This window comes from Parabacteroides sp. KHUB-03 (assembly GCF_056640975.1).
In genome coordinates this window covers 2,830,566-2,854,682 of sequence record NZ_CM153257.1, presented here as the reverse complement: position 1 = coordinate 2,854,682, position 24,117 = coordinate 2,830,566, and the positions used below count along the sequence as shown (strand labels likewise).

At 41.1% G+C, this 24,117-nt stretch carries 20 protein-coding genes; 13 read left to right on the top strand and 7 right to left on the bottom strand.

The features are described 5' to 3' along the window. The first annotated feature begins 39 nt into the window (after positions 1-39). The 3 genes from ACYIB7_RS12235 (at position 40) to ACYIB7_RS12225 (ending at position 3,984) form a co-directional block, all read left to right on the top strand. Positions 40-2,112, top strand: a complete 2,073-nt coding sequence (locus ACYIB7_RS12235) for an RNA degradosome polyphosphate kinase (protein ID WP_103982617.1) — start codon at positions 40-42, stop codon at positions 2,110-2,112. A gap of 11 nt (positions 2,113-2,123) precedes the next feature. Continuing rightward, positions 2,124-2,795 carry a hypothetical protein gene (locus ACYIB7_RS12230; protein ID WP_480337212.1) on the top strand — a complete coding sequence of 224 codons (672 nt, stop codon included), beginning with the start codon at positions 2,124-2,126 and terminating at the stop codon, positions 2,793-2,795. A 181-nt stretch (positions 2,796-2,976) separates the two neighbouring features. Continuing rightward, a complete protein-coding gene (locus ACYIB7_RS12225; protein WP_103982619.1) occupies positions 2,977-3,984 on the top strand; it encodes a DUF4837 family protein in 1,008 nt (335 codons plus the stop codon). On the opposite strand, the gene ACYIB7_RS12220 is transcribed toward ACYIB7_RS12225, so the two are convergent. Then, entirely contained in the window at positions 3,974-5,356 is a 1,383-nt protein-coding gene (locus ACYIB7_RS12220; RefSeq protein ID WP_480337211.1) for a methyltransferase RsmF C-terminal domain-like protein, read from the bottom strand. The two genes, ACYIB7_RS12225 and ACYIB7_RS12220, sit on opposite strands and share 11 nt — an antisense overlap. 52 nt (positions 5,357-5,408) lie before the next feature. On the opposite strand from ACYIB7_RS12220, the gene ACYIB7_RS12215 reads away from it, so the two are divergent. Beyond that, complete coding sequence (locus ACYIB7_RS12215) at positions 5,409-6,113, top strand: SAM-dependent methyltransferase (protein ID WP_103982621.1); 705 nt, start codon at positions 5,409-5,411, stop codon at positions 6,111-6,113. Positions 6,114-6,125: 12 nt separating this feature from the next. Then, on the top strand, positions 6,126-6,701 hold the full coding sequence (locus ACYIB7_RS12210) for an acyltransferase (protein WP_099464231.1): 576 nt from the start codon (positions 6,126-6,128) through the stop codon (positions 6,699-6,701). Positions 6,702-6,773: 72 nt separating this feature from the next. Here ACYIB7_RS12210 and nadC read toward each other — a convergent pair whose 3' ends face one another. After that, complete coding sequence (nadC, locus tag ACYIB7_RS12205) at positions 6,774-7,613, bottom strand: carboxylating nicotinate-nucleotide diphosphorylase (protein ID WP_103982622.1); 840 nt, start codon at positions 7,611-7,613, stop codon at positions 6,774-6,776. 5 nt (positions 7,614-7,618) lie between these two features. Beyond that, entirely contained in the window at positions 7,619-7,990 is a 372-nt protein-coding gene (locus ACYIB7_RS12200) for a DUF4783 domain-containing protein (protein WP_099464229.1), read from the bottom strand. Positions 7,991-8,078: 88 nt separating this feature from the next. Between ACYIB7_RS12200 and rlmH the strand changes: the two genes are divergently transcribed. Further along, entirely contained in the window at positions 8,079-8,552 is a 474-nt protein-coding gene (rlmH, locus tag ACYIB7_RS12195) for a 23S rRNA (pseudouridine(1915)-N(3))-methyltransferase RlmH (protein ID WP_480337210.1), read from the top strand. Positions 8,553-8,661: 109 nt separating this feature from the next. Here the strand turns inward: rlmH and aroC are convergent, their stop codons facing one another. From aroC to ACYIB7_RS12180, 3 genes are all read right to left on the bottom strand, one after another. Next, entirely contained in the window at positions 8,662-9,738 is a 1,077-nt protein-coding gene (aroC, locus tag ACYIB7_RS12190) for a chorismate synthase (protein WP_103982624.1), read from the bottom strand. A 97-nt stretch (positions 9,739-9,835) separates the two neighbouring features. Continuing rightward, the gene (locus ACYIB7_RS12185; protein WP_480337209.1) at positions 9,836-10,411 is read right to left on the bottom strand and encodes an FKBP-type peptidyl-prolyl cis-trans isomerase; all 576 of its coding nucleotides are present in this window, start codon (positions 10,409-10,411) and stop codon (positions 9,836-9,838) included. A 305-nt stretch (positions 10,412-10,716) separates the two neighbouring features. Further along, positions 10,717-11,898 (bottom strand): MalY/PatB family protein, encoded by a 1,182-nt coding sequence (locus ACYIB7_RS12180; RefSeq protein WP_103982626.1) that lies wholly within the window; start codon positions 11,896-11,898, stop codon positions 10,717-10,719. A 409-nt stretch (positions 11,899-12,307) separates the two neighbouring features. Between ACYIB7_RS12180 and ilvD the strand changes: the two genes are divergently transcribed. From ilvD to ilvC, 5 genes are read left to right on the top strand one after another with little or no spacing between them, the layout of a single operon-like run. Beyond that, the gene (gene ilvD / locus ACYIB7_RS12175) at positions 12,308-14,143 is read left to right on the top strand and encodes a dihydroxy-acid dehydratase (RefSeq protein ID WP_480338478.1); all 1,836 of its coding nucleotides are present in this window, start codon (positions 12,308-12,310) and stop codon (positions 14,141-14,143) included. 23 nt (positions 14,144-14,166) lie between these two features. Continuing rightward, a complete protein-coding gene (ilvB, locus tag ACYIB7_RS12170) occupies positions 14,167-15,867 on the top strand; it encodes a biosynthetic-type acetolactate synthase large subunit (RefSeq protein WP_099464224.1) in 1,701 nt (566 codons plus the stop codon). Between the two features lie 12 nt (positions 15,868-15,879). Next, the gene (gene ilvN / locus ACYIB7_RS12165) at positions 15,880-16,434 is read left to right on the top strand and encodes an acetolactate synthase small subunit (RefSeq protein WP_099464223.1); all 555 of its coding nucleotides are present in this window, start codon (positions 15,880-15,882) and stop codon (positions 16,432-16,434) included. Positions 16,435-16,445: 11 nt separating this feature from the next. Further along, entirely contained in the window at positions 16,446-17,171 is a 726-nt protein-coding gene (locus tag ACYIB7_RS12160) for an acyl-[acyl-carrier-protein] thioesterase (protein WP_480337208.1), read from the top strand. A 39-nt stretch (positions 17,172-17,210) separates the two neighbouring features. Beyond that, complete coding sequence (gene ilvC / locus ACYIB7_RS12155) at positions 17,211-18,254, top strand: ketol-acid reductoisomerase (protein ID WP_099464221.1); 1,044 nt, start codon at positions 17,211-17,213, stop codon at positions 18,252-18,254. Between the two features lie 425 nt (positions 18,255-18,679). On the opposite strand, the gene ACYIB7_RS12150 is transcribed toward ilvC, so the two are convergent. Then, on the bottom strand, positions 18,680-19,525 hold the full coding sequence (locus ACYIB7_RS12150; protein WP_455628800.1) for a DUF134 domain-containing protein: 846 nt from the start codon (positions 19,523-19,525) through the stop codon (positions 18,680-18,682). Positions 19,526-19,802: 277 nt separating this feature from the next. Here ACYIB7_RS12150 and ACYIB7_RS12145 point away from each other — a divergent pair, with 277 nt between their 5' ends. Then, positions 19,803-20,909: an efflux RND transporter periplasmic adaptor subunit gene (locus tag ACYIB7_RS12145; RefSeq protein ID WP_103982630.1), complete on the top strand. Its 1,107-nt coding sequence runs from the start codon at positions 19,803-19,805 to the stop codon at positions 20,907-20,909. Between the two features lie 11 nt (positions 20,910-20,920). Further along, positions 20,921-24,115, top strand: coding sequence for an efflux RND transporter permease subunit (locus tag ACYIB7_RS12140; protein ID WP_103982631.1), 3,195 nt, complete (start codon positions 20,921-20,923; stop codon positions 24,113-24,115). Positions 24,116-24,117 lie beyond the last annotated feature (2 nt).

Below are 24,117 nucleotides of genomic sequence, written 5' to 3'. Positions count from 1 at the left end.
CAAAAGTATCTATATTTACGCACCTAAGATAAGAATATTATGGAGAATTCATATAAATACTTTAAACGGGACATTAGTTGGTTATCTTTTAATTACCGTGTCTTGTTGGAGGCAGAAGATGATGCTCTTCCTATTTATGAACGGATTAAGTTCCTTTCTATCTATTCTTCCAACCTTGAAGAATTTTACGAAATACGTGTAGCCGAACACCGTGGTGTTATTATGAAAAAGAATTATACAGAAGAGAGCGGTGCTGAGGCTGAGGAAGTTTTAGCGGGTATTACGAAAGAGGTAAACCGGCAGCAAGGAGAATATTATCGTATATTTTATGATAAAGTCTTGCCGGAACTTAACAGACAGAATATTTATCTTTATCAAGACAGTATACCGGAATCTTTTCATGAAGAATTTGTTCATAATTTTTTTAATGAGGAAATTTTCCCTTTTTTATCTCCGGTAATGATTCAGGCGGGAGATATCCGAACTTTTATACGTGACCGCCGCCTTTATCTTGTGATCCGTATGGTGAAGAAAAGCAAGCGCTTATCTACTCCCGGATATGTCCCTGAATACCATTATGCATTAATGAAGATTCCGTATGCAAAAGTTCCCCGTTTTATAGAGTTGCCAGTACATGAGGGAAAATCATATATCATGTTTATTGATGATATTATACGTGCAAACCTGTCTAGTATATTTCCTGGTTATGTAATTGACAGTTGTTATAGTATTAAAATATCAAGAGACGCAGATATTTATTTGGATAATGAGAAAAGCGGTAATATTGTTAAAGATATCCGGGAAAAAGTAAAGAAACGGAAGATTGGAGCATTAAGCCGTTTTATGTATGATCGGGCGATGCCGGATGATTTCCTGGCTTTTGTTTGTGAAGCTTTTGGAATTACTGCTGACGATTTGGTAGTTGGAGGTCGTTATCTGAATCTACAAGATTTAATAAAGCTGCCTAATCCGAAAGGAAAAGAGCTGGAGCAGCAAATACCGGTTCCGATGCGTGTTTCTTTTCTTGACGAAATGGAGTCTGTGTTTAAAGTCGTCAAAAAGAAAGATGTATTACTTCATTTCCCTTATCAGTCATTTGATTATCTGATACGTTTTTTAATGGAGGCAGCTTTTGACCCGAAGGTGGAGGAAATAAAGATTACCCAATATCGTGTGGCAGAAAACTCTGCTGTTATCAATACATTGATCAGTGCTGCCCAGAATGGAAAAAAAGTTACGGTCTTTGTTGAATTGAAAGCCCGCTTTGATGAAGAAAACAATATGAGTACGGCGGAACGTATGGAGCAGGCGGGCATTCGTATTATTTATAGCATCCCGGGGTTGAAGGTACATGCAAAAGTAGCTGTTATCCTACGTAAGGATAGTGAAGACGGAGGCAAGCGGAAAGACTTTGCTTATCTAAGTACGGGCAATTTTAATGAGAAGACTGCTAAAATCTATTCTGATATGGCATTGCTTACTTCCAAAGCTGAAATAGTACAGGATATAAATAAAGTGTTTGCAATATTAGAAGGTGATGCGTCAGAACCGGTGTTCCGGCATTTATTGGTTGCCCGCTTTAATATGGTATCGGAATTGACTCGTATGATTCAGCAAGAGACAGAACATGTAAAGCAAGGCCGAAAAGGTCGTATCATATTGAAAATGAATGGTCTTCATGATCAGAATATGATTAATGAATTATATAAGGCCAGTGAGAATGGTGTAGAGATAGATTTGATTATTCGAGGTATTTGCTGTTTGGTTCCGGATCAACCGTATAGCCGCAATATCCGGATTACCCGTATTGTCGATATGTTTCTTGAGCATTCCAGAGTTTGGTATTTTTATAATGATGGAGAAGAAAACTTATACTTGACTTCTGCCGATTGGATGCGCCGTAACCTGAATCGCCGCATTGAGACAGCTTTCCCTATATTAGTACCGGAGTTGAAGCAGGAAATAATAGATATTCTGAATATACAGATGCGTGATAACGTAAAGGCTTGCCGGATCGATGAAAATTTATGCAATAACTTTAAACGGGATGATAATCCGCATAAAGTCCGTGCGCAGTTGGCTATTTATGAATACTTGAAAAACCGGTCGTAATTAGTTGAACTATGGATATTTTTTCATCTTGGAACTTTGTCTTGTGGGGAGCTTCTTGCTTAGTAGTTCTGGTCGTTGCTGTATCGGCTTATGCATTGGGAAATTATGTGGGATGCAATAAAGGGAGGATCAGACTTATAAAAGATAAAAGCAAACGTAACAATGCGCTTGCCAATTTATACCGGAAAGAACGTCATAATTATATTCTGCAGATTGATGCCTTAAGAAAAGAGCTTAGTCAACTGACTATAGAATCGGAGTTGTATGTGCAGCGAGAAGCTGAAATCGCCACCTTTGAACAGAAATTAAGAGAGTATGACCGTGCTCTCTGTATGCTCTCATCCGACACCCCGGATACTTTTGCTTCAAATATTGTCCCTTTGTTAGTTCAGTTAAAGGGTGATCCGGTAAGGACAAATCTGTCAAAAGCGGAGTGGAACGAACTGTTGACCGTGTCTGATTTGCTGTTTAACCTCTATCTGACGAAATTAAAGGATAAGTTTTCTATTACTCGCCATGAACAAGAAATATGTTGCCTTATTAAATGGAATTTTTCCCGCAAAGATCAATTGGCTGTATTCAATAATACGGCAGAGGCATTGGCTAAATCTAAGAATCGTTTAAAAAAAAGACTGCAACTGGATGAAAAAGTCGATATAGATCAATATATACGTCTTTATTAATTGTATTTATTTGCCCGGTTGTCCGGATTATAATGAATGATTTACCCTTTGATAGGTTTAATGTGCTTATTATAAGTGTGTTTGTCCTGTTTTGATTTGTCCGGTACAGCGCGTGTTCTTTTTTACTTCTCTCTTCTATATTTGCAGTGTGTTGTTTTAAGTTTATTAATTTGATGTATCTATGAAAACACTATCTGCTTTCGCTGTTTCCTGCTTTATTTTGATAGGAATTAGCTCATGTAACAAACCGAATCCTGCCGCAAACCTGTCTGCCATGATGAAGAAAGCGACAGGCTGGCCTTATGAAGTGCTGGTTGTAATGGATAAAAACGTGTGGAAGGGGGAAGCCGGGCTAATTATCCGGGAAGAGCTGACAATGCCGGTTCCTGCTTTGCCCCAATCTGAGCCTTCTTTGCATGTGAGTTATTCCGAGCCATCCAGTTTTAACAGTTTCCTCAGATACGTGCGCAATATTCTTTTGGTTGATATAAATCCGGATTTATATACAAAAGTTTCTGTGCATGAGATACGTGATAAATGGTCGTCCGGGCAATATATAATCCGGCTAACCGCACCTTCGTCTAGTGTGTTATCCGAATACGTTTTGCTGCATGACAGATCGTTGGTGAACTATTTTGAGCAGGCAGAGCAGAACCGTCGGATCGCAATGCTGAGCAGAACGCATAGTTCGTGGGTGATAAAAAGACTGCAAGATAATTTGGGTGTTTCATTGTTTGTGCCCGAAGAAATGAGTGCGTATAAAGATACCTCAGGTTTCTTTTGGGTATCGAATAATGCAATAAAGGGACGCTCAGACATTGTAGTGTACAGCTTCCCTTATAGCGGATCGGCCGAACCAACTGCCGATTTGTTGATTTCCAAGCGCGATTCCGTGTTGAGGAAAAATGTTCCTGGAGCTTTTCCTGGTTCATATATGACAACTGCCAAATGTTTTCCTCCTGTTTATGAACGGTATGCAAACAGTATGAAAAACTGCTGCGTACTTCGCGGATTGTGGGATATGGAAGGAGACAAAATGGGGGGGCCTTTTGTTTCGTATATTTATCATGATAGGGCCAACAGCCGGATTCTTGTGGCCGAAGGTTTTGTGTTTGCTCCCGAATCAAAGAAAGCCAACCTTATACGGCAACTTGAAGCGTCGCTTCTAACAGTCAGCTTTAAAGAGTAAGCACCTTTTCCGGCAAGTAGCTTGTTCTTATTCTCCACTCTTGTGGATAAAGATTGTTGGCACGGTTGCCCAAGTGTTTTACGAAACCTAGAGGGAATCCTTTATAAGTGACTAATACGTAGCCTTTCTCTATGCTTTCGGGTAGGAGAAGGGCTTCTTTTTTTAGATAGCGTATTGCGTCGTCCCAGCTAAATTCCACAGACGGGAAAGCATCCCGGCGCAACGCTGTGCTAAGTGCCAGTTCTTGCGAAGGAATCAGGTCTTTGCCCTTCAGCTCGCCAAGGCAAACGCCTGCCGAGATAATGTGTAGCCGGTCACATAAAAGCGGATATACATCGGCAACCGATTTCGGTTTCATCAGTATGAAATTTTTGTTCCATCCTGATGAAAATAAATTTTCATACTGAAGAAACTTTTTTGCATATTCCGGAACGGGAGGTTCCGCCTTTCTTTTTTCTTTCTTTTCTTTTGTCTTGAAACGAATTTCTTCTGCTTCACCTTCTGCTTTGCGGAGAACGGCCAGAAAGAACCCCTCGCCTTTGGTTTTATGTGGAAAGAAACGGTAAACCGGATAATTGTATTTAAGGGCACCGGTTATTTGCCATTCTTCCGGTGTTGAGATTGAAAGGGCTTCGGCACCTAATTCTTCTGTAATGTAATATACATTATCTTCATCTTCTTCCGTATTGTATGTGCATGTACTGTAAATCAGTATGCCTCCGGGCTTTAAAGCATTCCATATATCATGGATGATACGTCGGCTCCGTCCGGCACATAAATTAACATTGGCAAGGCTCCACTCGCCTGTACTGTCGGTATCTTTACGGAACATTCCTTCACCGGAACAGGGAACATCTGTTACAATGACATCGAATAGATGGGTAAGCTTGCCTATTTCTTCAGGGTCATTGTTGGTAACAATAACATCGGGTATTCCCCATTTGGCCATGTTTTCTGCAAGGATATTGCTTCTGCTCCGGATAACTTCGTTGCTTACAAGCAAACTGCCTTCCGGCAAAAGGTTGGCAAGATGGGTGGATTTTCCTCCCGGAGCAGCACATAAATCCAAACAACGTACTGGTCCGGCTACATACTGTTTAATGGCTTGTTCCAGAAACATGGATGAGGCTTCCTGCACATAGTAAGCTCCTGCATGAAATAAAGGATCGAAAGTAAAAGATAAACGTTCCGGCAAATAAAAGCCGCTTTTACACCATGCCACAGGTTCGCCGCCGTTGGGTGTATGAGTTCCTTTCTTTTCATTGATACGGATGCTTACGGGTACTTCGGCCTGCAAAGCTGTTTCCAATTTGCTGAATTCGTCGCCTAGCAAGGCACGTGTACGGGTAATAAAATCAATAGGAAGTGACATCTTATTCTGTTTGTTTGCTACAAAAATACTACATTTGCAGAAAACAAACAGTATGCAAGCATCTCTTTTCCTTATACCTGTCACTCTGGGAGAAACGGAACATCGTCGTGTGTTGCCGGAATACAATCGTGAGGTTATATTGCAGATAAAGCATTTTATTGTTGAAAATGTACGTACGGCACGTCGCTTTCTGAAGAAAGTAGAGCCGTCTATAGTGATAGATGAACTGACTTTTTATGAATTGAATAAGCATACTTCTCCTGAACAAGTGACCGGCTATTTGGCCCCGTTGGCAAAAGGAGAGAATATGGGTGTTATATCTGAAGCCGGATGTCCTGCCATTGCAGATCCGGGAGCTGATGTGGTGGCTATTGCTCAACGTAAAAATTATCCGGTTGTGCCGTTGGTTGGTCCTTCTTCTATTTTGATGTCGGTAATGGGTTCCGGCTTTAATGGACAAAGCTTTGCTTTTCACGGTTATTTGCCGATAGAGGCTTCGGAACGGATAAATGCGATCAAGAAACTGGAAGGGCGCATCTATTCGGAGAACCAAACACAACTTTTTATAGAAACTCCATACCGAAATAATAAGTTGGCGGATGAGCTTATCCGTACGTGCCGTCCTTCTACCAAGCTATGTATAGCATCTGATATTACGTGTGAGGATGAATATATCCATACTCGTCCGATTAAAGAATGGGTAGGAAAGGTGCCTGATTTAAGTAAGAAGCCCACAATCTTTTTAATCTATAAATAATATATAGTGCGTATGGCTGCATATCAAGCTCACGAAACTGCTGTAATTGACCCGGGATGTGTTATAGGCGACGGTACATATATTTGGCATTTCTCCCATCTGATGGCGGGATGCAAGATTGGAAAGAATTGTAATATCGGACAGAATGTGGTTGTTTCACCGGATGTTGTATTAGGCAATAATGTAAAGGTGCAGAACAATGTCTCTGTTTATACCGGAGTTGTATGCGATGATGATGTGTTTCTTGGCCCTAGCTGCGTGTTTACAAATGTTACGAACCCACGTAGTGCCGTTTGCCGTAAAGATCAATATAAGAAAACGTATGTTGGCAAAGGTGCAACAATAGGAGCCAATGCAACAATCGTTTGCGGACATGTTATTGGCGCTTATGCTTTGATTGGGGCAGGAAGTGTGGTGACGAAGGATATTCTTCCTTATGCATTGGTTGTAGGTAATCCTTCCAGGCAGGTAGGTTGGGTAAGCGAATATGGCCATCAACTTTCTTTTGATAAGGCTGGCTATGCAACTTGTCCTGAGAGCGGACAAGAATATCAACTTCTGGATAATGAAGTAAAACGGATAAAATAATAAAGCAGGTTATACAATAATGGCGCAAAAGCCATATATAACTTTGCGCCATTAGTTATCTAGGTATATCTTTTAGCAAGCCTTCAAGCTCATGTCCAGGCTTTTTACAGAGTGGGTAAGAGCGCCGACAGAGATATAGTCAACACCACATTCTGCATAGTCGCGTAAGGTGTCGAATGTGATACCGCCGGAAGATTCCAATTCATAGCGACCTGCTACGCGGCGTACAGCTTCCTTTGTATTCTCTATATTGAAGTTGTCAAGCATAATTCTGTCTATTCCACCCACTTTCATGGCTTGTTCCAGCTCATCGAAGTTACGCACTTCAATTTCTATCTTCAGATTTTTGCCTTTTTCTTTTAGGTATTTCTGTGCACGGGTGATAGCTTGTTCGATACCTCCGGCAAAGTCTACATGATTATCTTTCAGCAGAATCATATCAAACAATCCGATACGGTGATTTACGCCTCCTCCGATCTTTACAGCTTCTTTTTCCATCATACGCATACCCGGAGTTGTTTTACGGGTATCCAGTACGCGTGTCTTAGTGCCTTCTAATACTTTTACGTATTTACGGGTTGTTGTTGCTATACCGCTCATACGTTGCATTACGTTCAGCATCAGGCGTTCGGTCTGCAACAGAGATTGTACTTTCCCTTCTACCGTGAATGCTATATCCCCTTTCTTTACTTCTGCTCCATCGTTGATGAAAATAGTCATTTTTAATTCAGGATCGAAGTAGTGAAAGATACGTTTGGCCATTTCCACACCGGCAAGTACACCATCTTCCTTGATGATAAGCTGGCTTTTTCCCATGGCAGTTTCAGGAATGCAGCATAATGTCGTATGATCGCCATCTCCAATGTCTTCGGCGAAAGATAGCTTGATTAAGTCGTCAATTAGTTGATCCATTTATTCTATTCTATTCTGATTGATTGTATAATCGCTTTGTTTTCTTCCGAGCGGTAGGTCACATTTACCCGGTATTCGCCGCTTCCTGTTGAAAGTTTGCCAACGAAAAAACCGCTTTCCTTTTTATCGGCATGATGAACTATCGTGAATCCGGAAGGTTTGTTAGAACTAAAGAATGTGTTCAGTTGTGCAATGGCTTCATTGCTGTTGCATTTCTTTGTAGAATTGGGCAATGCCATATCTACTTCTTTATCCATGGAAGCAGATAGTGATGAGGCATTTCCTCCTTTGAAAGCATTTGATATATTCGTTATATCAGCTGCCTGGATGCTTAATACAGAGAGTATCAAGGCGAGCGTAAGTAAAAATCGTTTCATAGCTTTCCCTTTTTTTGTGAATAATCAGCTGCAAAGGTATGTATTTTTCTCGTAACTTAGCCCCTCTAAATGCGTTAATTGTAAACAGATGAAGATTGCATTGGTTGTGATAGGCAAGACAGATGCCGGCTATTTTGTAGAAGCTATTAATGAATATAAGAACCGCTTGGTACACTATATCCCTTTTGAGATGGAAGTTATTCCTGATATAAAGAATGTAAAGAATCTATCTGAGCCGCAACAAAAAGAAAAAGAAGGCGAGCTGATGTTAAGAGCACTTCAGTCGGGGGATTACCTTGTTTTGCTTGATGAAAAGGGCAAAGAGTTTACCTCAATGCAGTTCTCTTCCTATATAGAGAAAAAAATGCACGCGGTTCCAAAGCGGCTGGTCTTCGTGATAGGTGGCCCTTATGGCTTTAGTGAAGCTGTTTACAAGGCTGCATCCGAAAAGATTTCTTTGAGTAAAATGACTTTCTCGCACCAAATGATTCGTTTAATCTTTGTGGAGCAGATATACAGGGCGATGACTATTCTGAACAACGAACCTTATCATCATGAATAGAATAAGGAACAGGTTCTTTTAATCGGTTCACGGCTGTGGTTTGGTCGGATCACAGCCGTGATCTGTTTAGTTCTTCGTGGAGAAATGAATAAAATGCTTCGGGGCAATTCTAAAATTCATGCGTTTTTTGCAATAACATATAATCAAGTAAGGTAATGGCTGCCATCGATTCGACGATGGGCACTGCGCGTGGAAGTACGCATGGATCGTGGCGTCCGCGGGCTTTCAGTATTGTATCTTCACAATCCTGTGTTACAGTTTCCTGTTCCATCAAAATGGTTGCTACGGATTTGAATGCAACGCGGAAGTATATGTCTTGCCCGTTTGAAATGCCCCCTTGTATTCCTCCTGAATGATTTGTATGTGTATTTATATGGCCGTGATCGTTGAAGAAACGGTCGTTACGTTCGGAGCCTCTGAAAAGTGCAGCATCAAATCCGTCTCCATATTCAAATCCTTTTACAGCATTGATAGTTAGCATTGCATGCCCTAACGCTGCATGTAACTTGCCAAAGACAGGTTCGCCTAATCCTACAGGAGTACCTGTTATTACACACGTGATTACGCCTCCTACTGTGTCTCCTTTTGATTTGATCTCTGCTATAAGTTCTTCCATCTCGGCTGCTTTTTCCGGATCAGGACAACGTACGGCGCTATCTTCTGTCAGGTTAAGATCGTAATCCTGATAAGAACCTTCCAGCTTTATAGAACCAACTTGTGAAGTAAATGCCTGTATCCGGATGTCTCGCTGGCGTAGGGCCAGTTTAGCAATAGCTCCGGCAACACAACGCGCAATTGTTTCGCGGGCGGACGAACGTCCTCCTCCGCGCGGATCACGGATGCCATATTTGGTTTGATAGGTGTAGTCTGCATGAGAGGGACGGTATAAAGACTTCATGTTGTCATAATCGGCCGAGTGTTGATTTTTATTCCAGATAATAAAGCCGATTGGCGTCCCGGTTGTTTTTCCTTCGTATATACCGGAAAAGAATTGTACTTCGTCGTCTTCTTTGCGTGGAGTAGTGATGCGTGACTGTCCTGGTTTTCTTCGGTTTAATTCCTGCTGGATAAAATCCATATCCAGATCAATGCCGGAAGGGCAGCCGTCTATTACGCCTCCGATACCTGCGCCGTGCGATTCGCCGAACGACGTTAGCCTGTATATATTACCAAAAGTGTTGAACATAAGCTTGTGGGTTTTTGCTAAATGAAAAATGGTTAATAGATAATTGTTTGTTGCCAATTAACTATTAACCATTCAATAAATATCGATTCTATAATTATTAGTGGCAACCACCGCAACCGCAGCTGTTGTGGTCTTTGTCTCCACAGTCGCTGCCGCAATCATCGCAGCCGCAATTACATCCGCCTGCAGGAGCTGTCATTGCAGCTACTTCTTCTTCAGAAGGTTCGTGAACATCAAGTACTGTTCCGCTAAAGTGTAAGGTTTCGCCAGCCAGAGGATGATTAAAATCCATTACAATGATATCTTCCTTTACTTCCAGAACAGAACCGTTCATACGATTACCGTTGGAATCCATCATTGGGACTGTGTTACCTTCTTTAATCATTTCAGAGTCAAACTTGCCGTCCACCTCGAAAATGTTTTTCGGAAGATCCAGTACATGCTCTTCTACATATTCGCCGTATGCGTCGGCAGGAGCTATAGAGAAGTTGAAGGTATCACCTACTTCCAGTCCTTTCAAGGCATCTTCGAAAGCGGGAAGTATCATGCCTGTTCCGAATATGAACTTTAAAGGAACTTCGGCTGTTGCTTTTTCCATCAGTTCGCGCTCTTCACCTTCGCCTACGTTCAGGTCGTAAGTAACCGCAACGTACTTATTTGCCGTAATTTTCATATGTAATCTCGTTTTTATAATGTAAAAATACTATTAAGCTGACAAATTTACGGATTATTTCTGACTTATCGGCGTATTTCCCAAAGAAATAGAGGATGCTTTGCCGGATATATCTATTTTTAAGAATATTATAATTACCTTTGCACCGTTTTAATAGCCTATATTTTAGAATAGGCAACATTGTATATGAAGGTAATATGCAATTGTGAGGAAGTACTTGATGATACTATATAATTATTTTCAAGATTTTTCAAAATAAAGTAAGGATTGTATATTTCAGGTATACAATCCTTATTCAGGGTAATTTATTTCTTTTCTTTATTTAGTGCTTTCTTTAATGCATTTAATGATGTTTCCAAGATAGAGCGTGGACAACCAATATTCAAACGCATGTGTCCTTCGCCTCCCGGACCGAATATACTTCCATCGTTTAATGCCAGACCTGCTTTGTTTTGGAATAAATCGACAAGCTCTTCTTGATTAAGTTTTAGTTCCCGGCAGTCTAACCAAATAAGGAAGGAGGCTTGTGGCATGTACATTTTAATCTTGGGTAAGTTTGTTTTGATGAATTCATCTACAAAACGGACGTTTTCCATAATATACATACGCATTTGTTGTAACCATTCAGCACCATATGTATATGCGGCTGTTGTTGCTTCATAAGCAAATATTGTTCCGTCTCCGAATTCTCCGGCTTCGAGAAATTCATAAAACTCTTTGCGTAAACGATCATTGGGGATAATTGCGTATGATGTTACGATTCCTGCAATATTGAATGTCTTACTGGGAGCCATAAATGTGATGCAACATAAAGCCGCATTATCGGATACGGTAGCAAACGGATAGTGTTTATATTGCGGATAAGCCATTTCTGCATGGATTTCGTCGGAGATAACGAGGATATGATGTTTGGCGCATACTTCGGCAAGTTGTACTAATGTCTCTTTTTTCCATACAATACCACCCGGGTTGTGTGGGTTGCACAAGATTAATGCCTTGCATTTTTCATCTATAATAGATTCCAGTTGTTCGAAGTCCATTTCATACGAACCTTCCACCAGTTTTAACGGATTGTAAACAACTTCGCGTTTCATACTTTGCGGAACGATGCGGAACGGATGATATACCGGAGGCTGGATTATGATTTTATCCCCCGGACGGGTAAAGCATTGAAGTGCAAAACTGATGCCTTTTACTATGCCGGGAATATAACTGATCCATTCTTTTTGTATTTTCCAGTTGTGTTTGTAATGTACCCAGTTAATGATACTTTCATAATATTCGTCCGAGCCGTATGTATAACCGAATACCTCATGTTCACAGCGTTTTTTTATGGCCTCGACAATGAAATCGGGTGTGCGGAAATCCATATCTGCTACCCAAAGAGGTATTAACTTTTCATCGCCGAACCGTTCTTTTAGTAAATCATGTTTTATACAATTTGTGCCGCGACGTTCGATTACTTCATCAAAGTTGTACTGTTTCATATTCTATAAAATGTCTGTTTCTTGTCTGTGTTGCCGTCAAAGATACAAATCTTTATAATATAGATATCTATGATATATGAAATGATTGCTTTTAAATCTATTGGAAAAGTCTTTGTGGCGTGTTAAAGTGCAAGTGTAACATATTTTTTCGTTGATAAATGAAAGAAAAAGAAAGAATTTTCTTTTAAATCCTTTGTTGATTCCGATTATTGTTCTACATTTGCTGCGTCAAGTAAAATAAAGACGAAAAGAAAAGATGATGAACAACGTATTGCATATTATTCTCGTGGTGGTCCTTCTAGTCATTAGTAGGTAAGGAGAAAGGTGTGTAAGATGTTGTGAAATCGTGAAGATATTCTTAAGCCTTTCTCCTTATAGAGAAGGGCTTTTTTAATTTATAAAAGATATGATGAAGCATCCGTTAAGAAGTTCATACAGTACCGAAGGCCGCAGAATGGCAGGTGCGCGTGCTTTGTGGCGTGCCAATGGCATGAAAGAAGAACAATTAGGCAAACCTATTATTGCAATAGTTAATTCATTTACACAGTTTGTACCGGGGCATGTACATTTGCATGAAATCGGGCAACTGGTGAAAACGGAAATAGAAAAACTTGGATGTTTTGCTGCCGAATTCAATACGATTGCTATTGACGATGGTATAGCTATGGGGCATGATGGAATGCTTTATTCGCTTCCTTCACGTGATATTATTGCCGACAGTGTTGAATATATGGTGAACGCTCATAAGGCAGATGCTATGGTTTGCATAAGTAATTGCGACAAGATCACTCCGGGAATGTTGATGGCAGCCATGCGGTTGAATATTCCCGCAATCTTTGTGTCTGGTGGTCCGATGGAGGCTGGAAAACTGGACGGCCGTCATCTCGACCTGATTGATGCTATGATAGAGTCTGCGGATACTTCTGTGAGTGACGAACGAATTAAACAAGTGGAGCGCAGTGCATGCCCGACTTGCGGAAGCTGTTCCGGTATGTTTACTGCCAATTCAATGAACTGTCTGAACGAAGCAATAGGTCTGGCTCTTCCAGGCAATGGTACGATTGTTGCTACGCATGCAAATCGTATTCAGCTATTCCGAGATGCTGCTAAACAGATTGTCGAAAATGCTTATAAATATTACCGGGATGGCGATGACTCCGTTTTACCTCGCAGTATAGCTACCCGCCAGGCTTTCCTTAATGCAATGTCTTTGGATATTGCAATGGGTGGTTCTACAAATACGGTGCTTCATCTGCTGGCTGTTGCTCAAGAGGCAGAAGCTGATTTCACTATGGACGATATAGACAAACTTTCCCGTAAGACGCCTTGTTTATGTAAAGTCGCTCCGAATACGCATATCTATCATGTGCAGGATGTAAATCGTGCCGGTGGAATTCTTTCTATTATGAAAGAGTTGATGGAAGGCGGTTTGGTGGATGGCACGGTAAAGCGTGTAGATGGTAAAACATTGGCAGAGGCTGTAGATAGTTTCGGCATTACTTCTCCATGTGTAACAGATGAAGCTATAAAGAAATACAAGAGTGCACCTGCACATAAGTTCAGTATTCGAATGGGCTCACAGGAGTCTTATTATAAAGAATTAGATACCGACCGTGCAAATGGCTGTATCCGTGATGTGGAACATGCTTATTCGAAAGACGGCGGTTTGGCTGTCCTGAAAGGTAACATTGCTCTCGACGGTTGTGTTGTAAAAACAGCCGGGGTGGATGAGAGCATATGGAAGTTCTCAGGTCCGGCAAAAGTATTCGATTCACAGGATGCTGCTTGCGAGGGTATCCTGGGAGGCAAAGTTGTATCAGGAGATGTGGTTGTCATTACCCATGAAGGCCCGAAAGGAGGACCTGGCATGCAGGAGATGCTTTATCCTACTTCTTATATCAAGAGCCGCCATTTGGGTAAAGAATGTGCATTGATTACCGATGGACGTTTTAGTGGCGGAACATCCGGGCTTTCTATCGGACATGTATCTCCCGAGGCTGCTGCCGGAGGTGCTATCGGCTTGGTAAAGGATGGCGATATTATAGAAATAAATATACCCGAACGTATTATTAATGTAAAGGTGAGCGATGCCGAATTGGCCGAACGTCGTAAAGCGGAAGAAGCCCGTGGAGCGAGAGCATTTACTGCTCCTCACCGTCAGCGAGTCGTCTCGAAAGCACTGAAGGCTTATGCTAAGATGGTAAGCTCGGCGGATAAAGGAGGAGTTCGTATAATAGAAGATTAAACACAAGGCTAATATAATTTAATATGGATACACATAAGATAACCGGTTCGGAAGCTTTGCTGAAGGCGCTGATTGCTGAAGGAGTAGATACTATCTTCGGTTATCCGGGCGGACAGGCGATACCTATTTATGATAGTTTATATGATTACAGAGATAAATTAAGACATATACTGGTGCGCCATGAGCAAGGCGCTACGCATGCAGCTCAGGGTTATGCCCGTGTTTCTGGTAAAGTAGGAGTGACATTGGTTACTTCAGGTCCCGGAGCAACCAATACTATTACAGGCATTGCCGATGCGATGATGGATAGTACGCCAATGGTAGTAATTGCCGGACAGGTACCATCACCATTATTGGGAACGGATGCTTTCCAGGAAGTAGATGTCATTGGTATTGCACAACCTATTACCAAATGGGCTTATCAGGTTCGTAAACCCGAAGAAATTGCCTGGGCTGTTTCGCGTGCATTTTATATTGCATCAACCGGCCGTCCTGGCCCGGTTGTGCTTGATATAGCAAAGGATGCTCAGGTTGGTTTACTGGAATATGAATATAAAAAAGTAGATTATATCCGTAGCTACCAACCGGAACCAGATATAAAGAAAGAAAGGATTGAAGAAGCTGCGAGCCTTATCAATAATGCTGAAAAACCATTTTGTCTGGTAGGACAGGGCGTTGTGTTGGGTGGCGCGGAAGAAGAATTGAAAACATTCCTGTTAAAGAATGATATACCGGCAGGTTCAACAGTTCTTGGCTTGTCGGCTTTGCCTTCTGACTTTTCTTTAAATAAAGGAATGCTTGGCATGCATGGAAATGTGGGTCCGAACCGTAAAACGAACGAATGCGATGTGTTAATTGCTATCGGTATGCGTTTTGACGACCGTGTAACCGGGGATTTGAAAACTTATGCTAAACAGGCAAAAATAATTCATCTGGATATCGATAATTCGGAAATAGGAAAGAATGTTCCTGTAGACGTAAAAGTGCTGGGTAATGCTAAACATTCTATACCGATGATTACCGCCTTATTGGAAGAACGTAAACGTCCTGAATGGAATGCCGAATTTGAACCGGATGAAAAGGAAGAATACGAAAAAGTGATCGGCAAGGAACTTTATCCTTCCGAAGGCAAACTGAAGATGGGTGAAGTAGTCCGTAAAGTATCTGAAGCAACGGGCAATGATGCTGTGTTGGTTACAGACGTAGGCCAAAATCAGATGATGGGTGTGCGCTATTTCAAATATAAACAAACCCGCAGTGTAGTAACATCTGGTGGTTTGGGAACAATGGGCTATGGTCTTCCTGCAGCGATTGGTGCGAAACTGGGCGCTCCTGAACGTACGGTTTGTTTTTTTACCGGTGATGGCGGCATCCAGATGACGATTCAGGAGCTGGGGACTATCATGCAGGAAAATCTGAATGTGAAAGTTATTGTTCTTAATAATGATTTCTTAGGTATGGTGCGCCAGTGGCAGGAATTATTCTTCCACGAACGTTATTCAAATACGATAATGAAGAATCCGGATTTTGTTGGGATTGCTAAAGCTTATGGAATAGCCAGCCGTGCTGTTGATAAACGTGAAGAACTGGATGACGCGATTGCCGAAATGCTGAATCATGACGGTGCTTATGTATTGGTTGCCAATGTGGAAACCTGTGGTATGGTCTATCCGATGGTTCCGGCCGGGGGAAGTGTTACGAACATGATTTTAGGAGATAAGTAAGGAAGAACAGTTATGAATATAAAGAAATTATATACCGTTATCATCTTTTCGGAGAATACCGTTGGCCTTTTGAACCAGATTACGATTATCTTTACGCGCCGGCAGCTGAATATAGAGACACTTTCAGTTTCGCCTTCAGCTATTGCCGGTATCCATAAGTTCACAATTACGACTTTTGCCGATGAGGATATGATTGACAAGGTTGTAAAACAGATTGACAAGCGTGTTGATATTCTGAAAGCTTACTATAATACGGATGAAGATCTGGTATATCAGGAAATAGCTCTCTATAAGTTGAGTACCGAGCTTTTTATCAAGATGGGAACGGTGGAAGACCTGATTCGTAAGTATAATGCCCGTATTTTGGAAATGAACGAAGATTGCGTTGTATTGGAAAAGAGTGGTCATTATGATGAGACACAGGCTTTGTTTGAAGAACTTAGCGGGTCTATCGGCGTTTTGCAGTTTATTCGTTCCGGGCGCGTGGCTATCACGAAAAGTAAAGTCGAACGCTTGAGTGATATGTTGGCAGATATGGAACGTAAATTGCAAGGAAGACAACAGTAATAAAGGTAGATATGGAGAAAGTAGGAGTATTTCATTTTGATGCCGAGTCGTACCAAATGGATTTTAGAGGTCGTGTTACGATTCCAATGATAGGTAATTACTTGATTCATGCAGCTTCGGCACATGCGGCAGGACGTGGTTTCGGGTATGACGATATGACGGAGAGGCATACTGCCTGGGTTCTGTCCCGTTTGGCTCTTGAAGTGACTGAATATCCGAAAAATGCCCAATCTATAACGGTTTATACTTGGGTGGATGAGGTAGGCCGACTCTTTACCAGCCGTTGCTTTGAGCTGGCGGATGGTGAAGGAAAAACATTTGGTTTTGCCCGTTCTATCTGGGCGGCTATCGATTTGGAATCGCGTCGTCCTACTTTGTTGGATGTGGAAGGGTTGAGCATATATATATCCGATCGTATTTGTCCAATAGAAAAGCCTGGAAAGATTCTCCCGATAGAGAATAAAACAGAAGGTGTCCCTTACATGGTGAAGTATAGCGACCTGGATATAAACGGACATTTGAATAGCATTAAATATATGGAACATTTACTAGACCTGTTTGACATTAATATGTTCCGCGAAAAAGAGGTAAACCGTTTTGAAATAGCTTATCAGGCAGAAGGCAAATACGGTATGATGCTGGGATTGCATTCTATTGAAACAATCCCTGGTAAGTATGATATGGCTATATGCCATGAAGGCAAGGCTATTTGTCGTGCGGCGGTTACCTGGAAATAGAATTTTTATTAATACATTATATTTTAATAGTAAAAGAAAATGGCAGTAATGAATTTTGGCGGTGTAGACGAAAATGTTGTTACCCGCGAAGAATTTCCGTTGGAAAAGGCAAGAGAAGTGTTGAAAGATGAAGTTATCGCAGTAATTGGTTATGGTGTTCAGGGACCAGGGCAGAGTTTGAACTTACGTGATAACGGATTTAATGTTATCGTTGGACAGCGCAAAGGTAAGACTTATGATAAGGCAGTAGCTGACGGTTGGGTACCGGGAGAAACACTGTTCGACATAGAAGAAGCTTGTGCAAAAGCTACAATTATTCAGGTTCTTCTTTCAGATGCAGCACAGATTGAAGTATGGCCACGTATAAAGAAATACCTGACTCCGGGGAAAGCATTGTACTTTTCTCATGGTTTCGCTATTACGTACAAAGAGCGTACTAATATTATACCTCCTGCAGACGTAGACGTAATTCTGGTTGCTCCGAAAGGTTCGGGAACTTCCCTTCGCCGTATGTTTCTTCAGGGACGTGGGTTGAACTCAAGTTATGCTATCTTCCAAGATGCTACAGGTCGTGCTTTCGACCGTGTTGTGGCTTTGGGTATCGGTGTTGGTTCTGGTTATTTGTTTGAAACGACATTCAAGAAAGAAGTATACTCCGATCTGACAGGTGAACGCGGTACTTTGATGGGAGCTATTCAAGGTTTGCTGCTGGCTCAGTACGAAACGTTGCGTGAACATGGACATGAACCTTCTGAAGCGTTCAATGAAACTGTTGAAGAATTGACTCAATCATTGATGCCTTTGTTTGCTGAAAACGGTATGGACTGGATGTATGCAAACTGTTCAACTACAGCCCAGCGTGGTGCTTTGGATTGGATGGGGCCGTTCCATGATGCAACAAAACCTGTATTTGAAAAGCTATATAGCGAAGTTGCCTGTGGCAACGAAGCCCAGCGCTCTATTGATACAAACAGCAAACCTGATTATCGCGAAGGTTTGGAAAAAGAATTGAAAGCTCTTCGTGAAAGCGAAATGTGGCGTGCAGGTGCTGTAGTACGTAAATTGCGTCCGGAAAATAATTAATTATATTCAGAATTTATGGTGATAAAAAAGGCAGAGAGCATTCTCCGCCTTTTTTATTATCTCCAAAAATAAAAATATTTAGTCCATGAGGGAAAATATTAGGTAAACACATCTGGTTATAAGAAACTGTTTTGAATTTATTGAATACTTTTTTTAAGTATGATTTGACAGTAACTTATCCCTGTTTATCAGTGAAGTTGGTTGGATAATTACTTATAAAAATCATAGTTATGATTTTAACGGATCATAGTTATGACTAAAAAAAGTCATAACTATGAAATGTCATAATTCAAAAATAATCCTCATATATGCATTAGCCAAAGTCATCGCATTATGAAATCAAATCAATTAACCGTACCTGTAACCGGAAGCCTGAAACGCGTACAAATCTCCAATCCATTTACTTGGTTGAATCTTGCCAGGGTTTATTCTTTCTTATCTTTCGGTGCAATTGAGTGCAATGAAAGAGAAGCATGGCATTCATGGTGATGTTCATGGGACGAACAGCCTATGCCGGAATCTGTAATTTTCCCGCGCAGATAGTCAGTGGCAACATCCAGAATATTTCCGGAACAACCTCTCATTACTTTTATATGGTGAGATGTAAGGACGTTCAAAGCTCCTTGTCCCATATTCCCTGCCAGCATTACACTTACACCCATGTTTTCCAATTCTTCTGCGATATTGGATTTACATCCACATCCTTGCGGAGAAGGAATAGTCTCACTGCTTAGAATTTGATTGTCTTGCCCTACTGTCAAAATTGTGTAATACTCACAGTGACCGAAATGGTTATCAACCACATTGCCTTTGGTCGGAATTGCAATTTTCATCATAATCTCATTTTTATTAATGTTAATATTACTTATGTTTGTGTCATCAGAGTGACATACAGGACATTTTATTTTGCGGATTTTAAGTGCAGGATCGATATTATTAAATAAAAAACCGCATACTCCACAACGGAACCATTCACTATCTGTGTACACTACTCCGCCTTTTATCATTATAGCAACACCACGAACCAATGCTTTGGCAATCTTTTGCCTAGCACTGGTATATATCCGACTAAGGGTCGGACGTGATACCCCCATTGAGACGGAAGCCTCTTGTTGGTTTTTCATTTCATAATCACATAATCTTATAGCTTCATATTCTTCGAAATGCAAGAGTATAGTCTCTTTACAACAACTGTTGAAAGCTATCGGCTTAAATCCTGCAACAGAAGGCGTATTGTTGATTTTGCGTATGTTCTTTGGACGTGGTGACATTGTATATTTACTATTTACAATCGCAAAGATAATGAACAAATGTTCAAAATAAAAACAACAACAAAGTACTTTTCATAAATCTGTTTGAGTTATATTTGATCTGTAAATAACTGGACTGTACAGGTTCTTGATATTCGGGCAAGGATAGATATTGATTGGTGGCCTATGTTTCTTAAAACACTTAGTAACTATAAAATTAGAATAATTCTCTAGAGATTCATACAAACAAGATTCGATTTTTATTTCTTACTTTTGCACTCAATTTAATATTCAATATATGGTAAAAGCAAATATGAAAGGAATACAACTGATGGCTATCGTTAGTTGTACAATAGTGTGGATGGCATCCTGTAAACATGCTCCGGATGCGCAGATGAAAGCGTCTTACGCAACGATGAAAGTCTCTACCGCAGATAAAGAGTTGACTACACCCTATTCTGCTACAATTCGTGGTCGTCAAGATATAGATATTTATCCGCAAGTATCGGGTACTATAGAACGACTCTGTGTAACAGAAGGGCAGGCAGTGCGAAAAGGGCAGTTGCTTTTTGTCATAGATCAAATTCCTTATAAAGCAGCTCTGAAAACAGCTCAAGCAAATGTAGAGGTTGCAAAAGCGGCTTTGAACACAGCCGAATTGAATTATAACAGCACAAAAGAACTCTTTGCCCAAAAGGTTGTTTCCGAATTTAATTTGAAAACAAGCCAAAATAATTTTCTAACAGCAAAAGCTCAATTAGCACAGGCGGAGGCACAGGAGTTAAATGCTCGTAATAATCTTTCCTATACTGAAGTTAAAAGTCCGAGTGACGGAGTTATCGGTATGTTGCCTTATCGTGTTGGAGCATTGGTCAGTGCTAGTATTCCCCAACCGTTGACTACAGTTTCCGATAATTCAAACATGTATGTATATTTTTCTATGACTGAAAATCAGCTTTTAGCAATGAGCCGTCAATATAAAAGTATGGATGACGCTTTGGCTAATATGCCGGAAGTCACATTGAAACTGAACGACCAGTCTATTTATGAGCAGAAAGGAAAAATCGAATCTATCAGTGGAGTAATAGATCGGCAGACTGGTACGGTTGGCGTACGTGCTGTATTTCCAAACGAATTCCGTTTGCTTCATAGTGGAGCTTCCGGCAATGTACTTATTCCACAGGCTTATGATGACTGTATCATTATTCCGCAAGGCGCAACAGTGCGTTTGCAAGATAAAACTATTGTTTATAAAGTAGTGGACGGTAAAGCTGTTTCCACATTAATTACCGTTGCCGAAATCAATGACGGTCGTGAATATATTGTACTTGACGGACTGAAAGTCGGTGAAGAAATTATATCCGAAGGAGCCGGATTGGTTCGTGAAGGAACACAAGTTAAATAAAGAATCGAAGTATGAAAGGAAACATATTTATCAAACGGCCTGTTATGGCCATTTCCATCTCTATTCTTATCTTGGCGATTGGATTGATCTCTCTCTTCACTTTACCTGTCGAACAATATCCGGATATTGCTCCGCCTACAGTCCATGTATCGGCAAGTTATACCGGAGCAGATGCCGATGCGGTGATGAATAGTGTCATCATGCCATTGGAAGAAAGTATCAATGGTGTAGAAAATATGATGTACATGACTTCTACTTCTACTAATGCAGGTTCGGCAACTATTGAAGTATATTTCAAACAGGGAACAGATCCTGACATGGCGGCGGTCAATGTGCAGAATCGTGTAACAAAAGCGCAAGGTTTATTACCGGCGGAGGTAACTCGTATAGGTGTCAGCACACAAAAACGGCAAACCAGCTTTTTGCAAATCGATGCTCTTGTAAGTCCTGACGGGCGCTATGATAAAACATTTCTTGGAAATTATCTAGACATCAACGTTATTCCTCGTATCAAACGTATTGAAGGTGTAGGTGATGTTATGGAGCTAGGCGATACTTACAGTATGCGTATCTGGTTGAATCCTGAACGTATGGCCCAATACGGCTTGATACCTTCAGATGTGACTGCCGTGTTGGGAGAGCAGAATATTGAGGCTCCAACCGGTTCGTTAGGCGAGAATTCGAAAAATGTGTTCCAATACACTATGAAATATCGTGGACGTCTGAAAAGTGTGGAAGAATTCCAGAATATCGTTGTACGTGCTCAAGAAGATGGTTCTGTATTACGTCTTAAAGATGTTGCTAAGGTAGAACTAGGGACATTAAGCTATGGTTTCGATAGCCAAATGGACGGTAAGCCTGCCGTTACATTTATGATTTACCAAGTTGCAGGATCCAATGCTACAGAAGTAAATGAACGTATCTCTGCAGAATTAAAAAAGATGGAAGAAGAATTGCCTGCCGGTATGGAATTTATTACAATGATGAGTTCTAACGACTTCCTTTTTGCCTCTATTTATAATGTAGTAGAAACATTGATTGTAGCGATCATACTTGTAATCCTTGTGGTATATTTCTTCCTTCAGGACTTTAAAAGTACATTTATCCCTTCTATTTCGATCATTGTTTCATTAATAGGAACATTTGCCTGTCTGACAGCAGCCGGATTTACCATCAATATATTAACTTTATTTGCCTTGGTGCTTGCTATCGGTACGGTGGTGGATGACGCCATTGTGGTGGTGGAAGCTGTGCAAGCAAAATTCGATGCAGGCTATACATCGCCCTATCAGGCGACAAAAGACGCGATGGGAGATGTAACGATGGCTATTATTTCCTGTACGTGCGTATTTATGGCAGTGTTCGTACCTGTAACTTTTATGGGGGGAACTTCAGGTATCTTCTATACGCAGTTCGGTGTAACAATGGCCACGTCTGTGGGACTTTCCATGATTTGTGCGTTGACACTTTGTCCGGCTCTTTGTGCCATGATGATGCGTCCCAGCGATGGTAATAAAAGTGCTAAAAGTATTAACGGACGGGTACGTGCTGCTTATAATGCCTCGTTCAATGCCGTGTTGGGTAAATATAAAAAAGGTGTTATGTTTTTTATTCATCACCGTTGGATGGTGTGGGCAGGAATGATTGCATCCGTCATTTTATTGGGATGGCTGATCAGCAATACAAAAACAGGTCTTGTTCCACAGGAAGATCAGGGAACTATCATGGCTAATGTCGCTATTGCCCCGGGTAGTACGTTGGAAGAAACAACGAAAGTATTGGATAAAGTAGAAAATATTTTAAAAAACACACCGGAAATTGAACACTACTCCCGCGTAGCTGGTTATGGTTTTTTGGCAGGGCAGGGAACTTCTTACGGTATGGCTATCATTCGTTTGAAGAATTGGAATGAACGTAAAGGCAGTGAACATGTTTCCGATGCGGTAGTAGCACGTTTGAATGCACAATTCGCTCAAATTAAAGAAGCACAGATATTCTGTTTCCAGCCGGGTATGATACCAGGATACGGTTTAGGTAACTCTATTGAGCTGAATTTGCAAGATCGTACGGGTGGGGACATGAGTACGTTCTACAAGAATGCCATGCAGTATATCGGAGCCTTAAACCAACGCCCTGAAATAGCAATGGCTTATACGTCGTATGCCATGAATTTTCCTCAGATAGCAGTAGATGTGGATGCTGCCAAATGTAAACGTGCAGGCATCTCGCCTTCGGCAGTACTTGATGTATTGGGCAGTTATTGTGGTGGATCATACATTTCCAACTATAATCAGTTTGGGAAAGTATATCGAGTGATGTCGCAAGCTTCACCGGAATACCGCCTTGATGAACAGGCCCTAAATAATATGTTCGTACGAAATGGTACGGAAATGGCTCCTATAAGTCAGTTTGTAACTCTAAAAAGAGTACTTGGTCCCGAAGTAGCCAACCGTTTTAACCTTTTTAGCTGTATTACTGTCAATGTGAATCCGGTACCAGGATATTCTACAGGTGAAGTACAGAAAGCTATTGAGGAAGTAGCCTCACAAATGTTACCTACGGGTTACGGTTACGAATATGGTGGTATGGCGCGTGAAGAAGCTAGTAGCGGAGGTTCACAAACGCTCTTTATTTATGCAGTCTGCATCCTGCTCATTTATTTGATTCTGGCTTGCCTATACGAAAGTTTCTTGGTTCCGTGGGCTGTCATTCTTTCTGTGCCGTTTGGTTTGATGGGGTCATTCCTGTTTGCTAAATTATTCGGATTAGAAAACAACATCTATTTGCAGACAGGTGTAATCATGTTGATAGGTCTTTTAGCCAAGACTGCGATTTTGATTACAGAGTTTGCTGTTGAGCGTCGTCGTCAAGGAATGGGAATAATAGAATCTGCATATTCGGCAGCTCAAGCTCGTTTGCGTCCGATTTTGATGACTGTGCTTACAATGATCTTCGGTATGCTTCCGTTGATGTTTTCTACCGGAGCCGGAGCCAATGGTAATAGTTCGTTGGGTACAGGTGTTATCGGAGGTATGGCTATTGGGACATTGGCATTATTGTTCGTTGTACCGGTGTTCTACATAATTTTTGAATATATGCAAGAAAAAATCCGTCCGCCGATGGAAGTAGAAGCCGATATCCAAGTTGCGTTGGAAAAGCAAAAAAGCCAAACCGAACGTAGTGGTTTAAACAATGAAAATAATTAAGA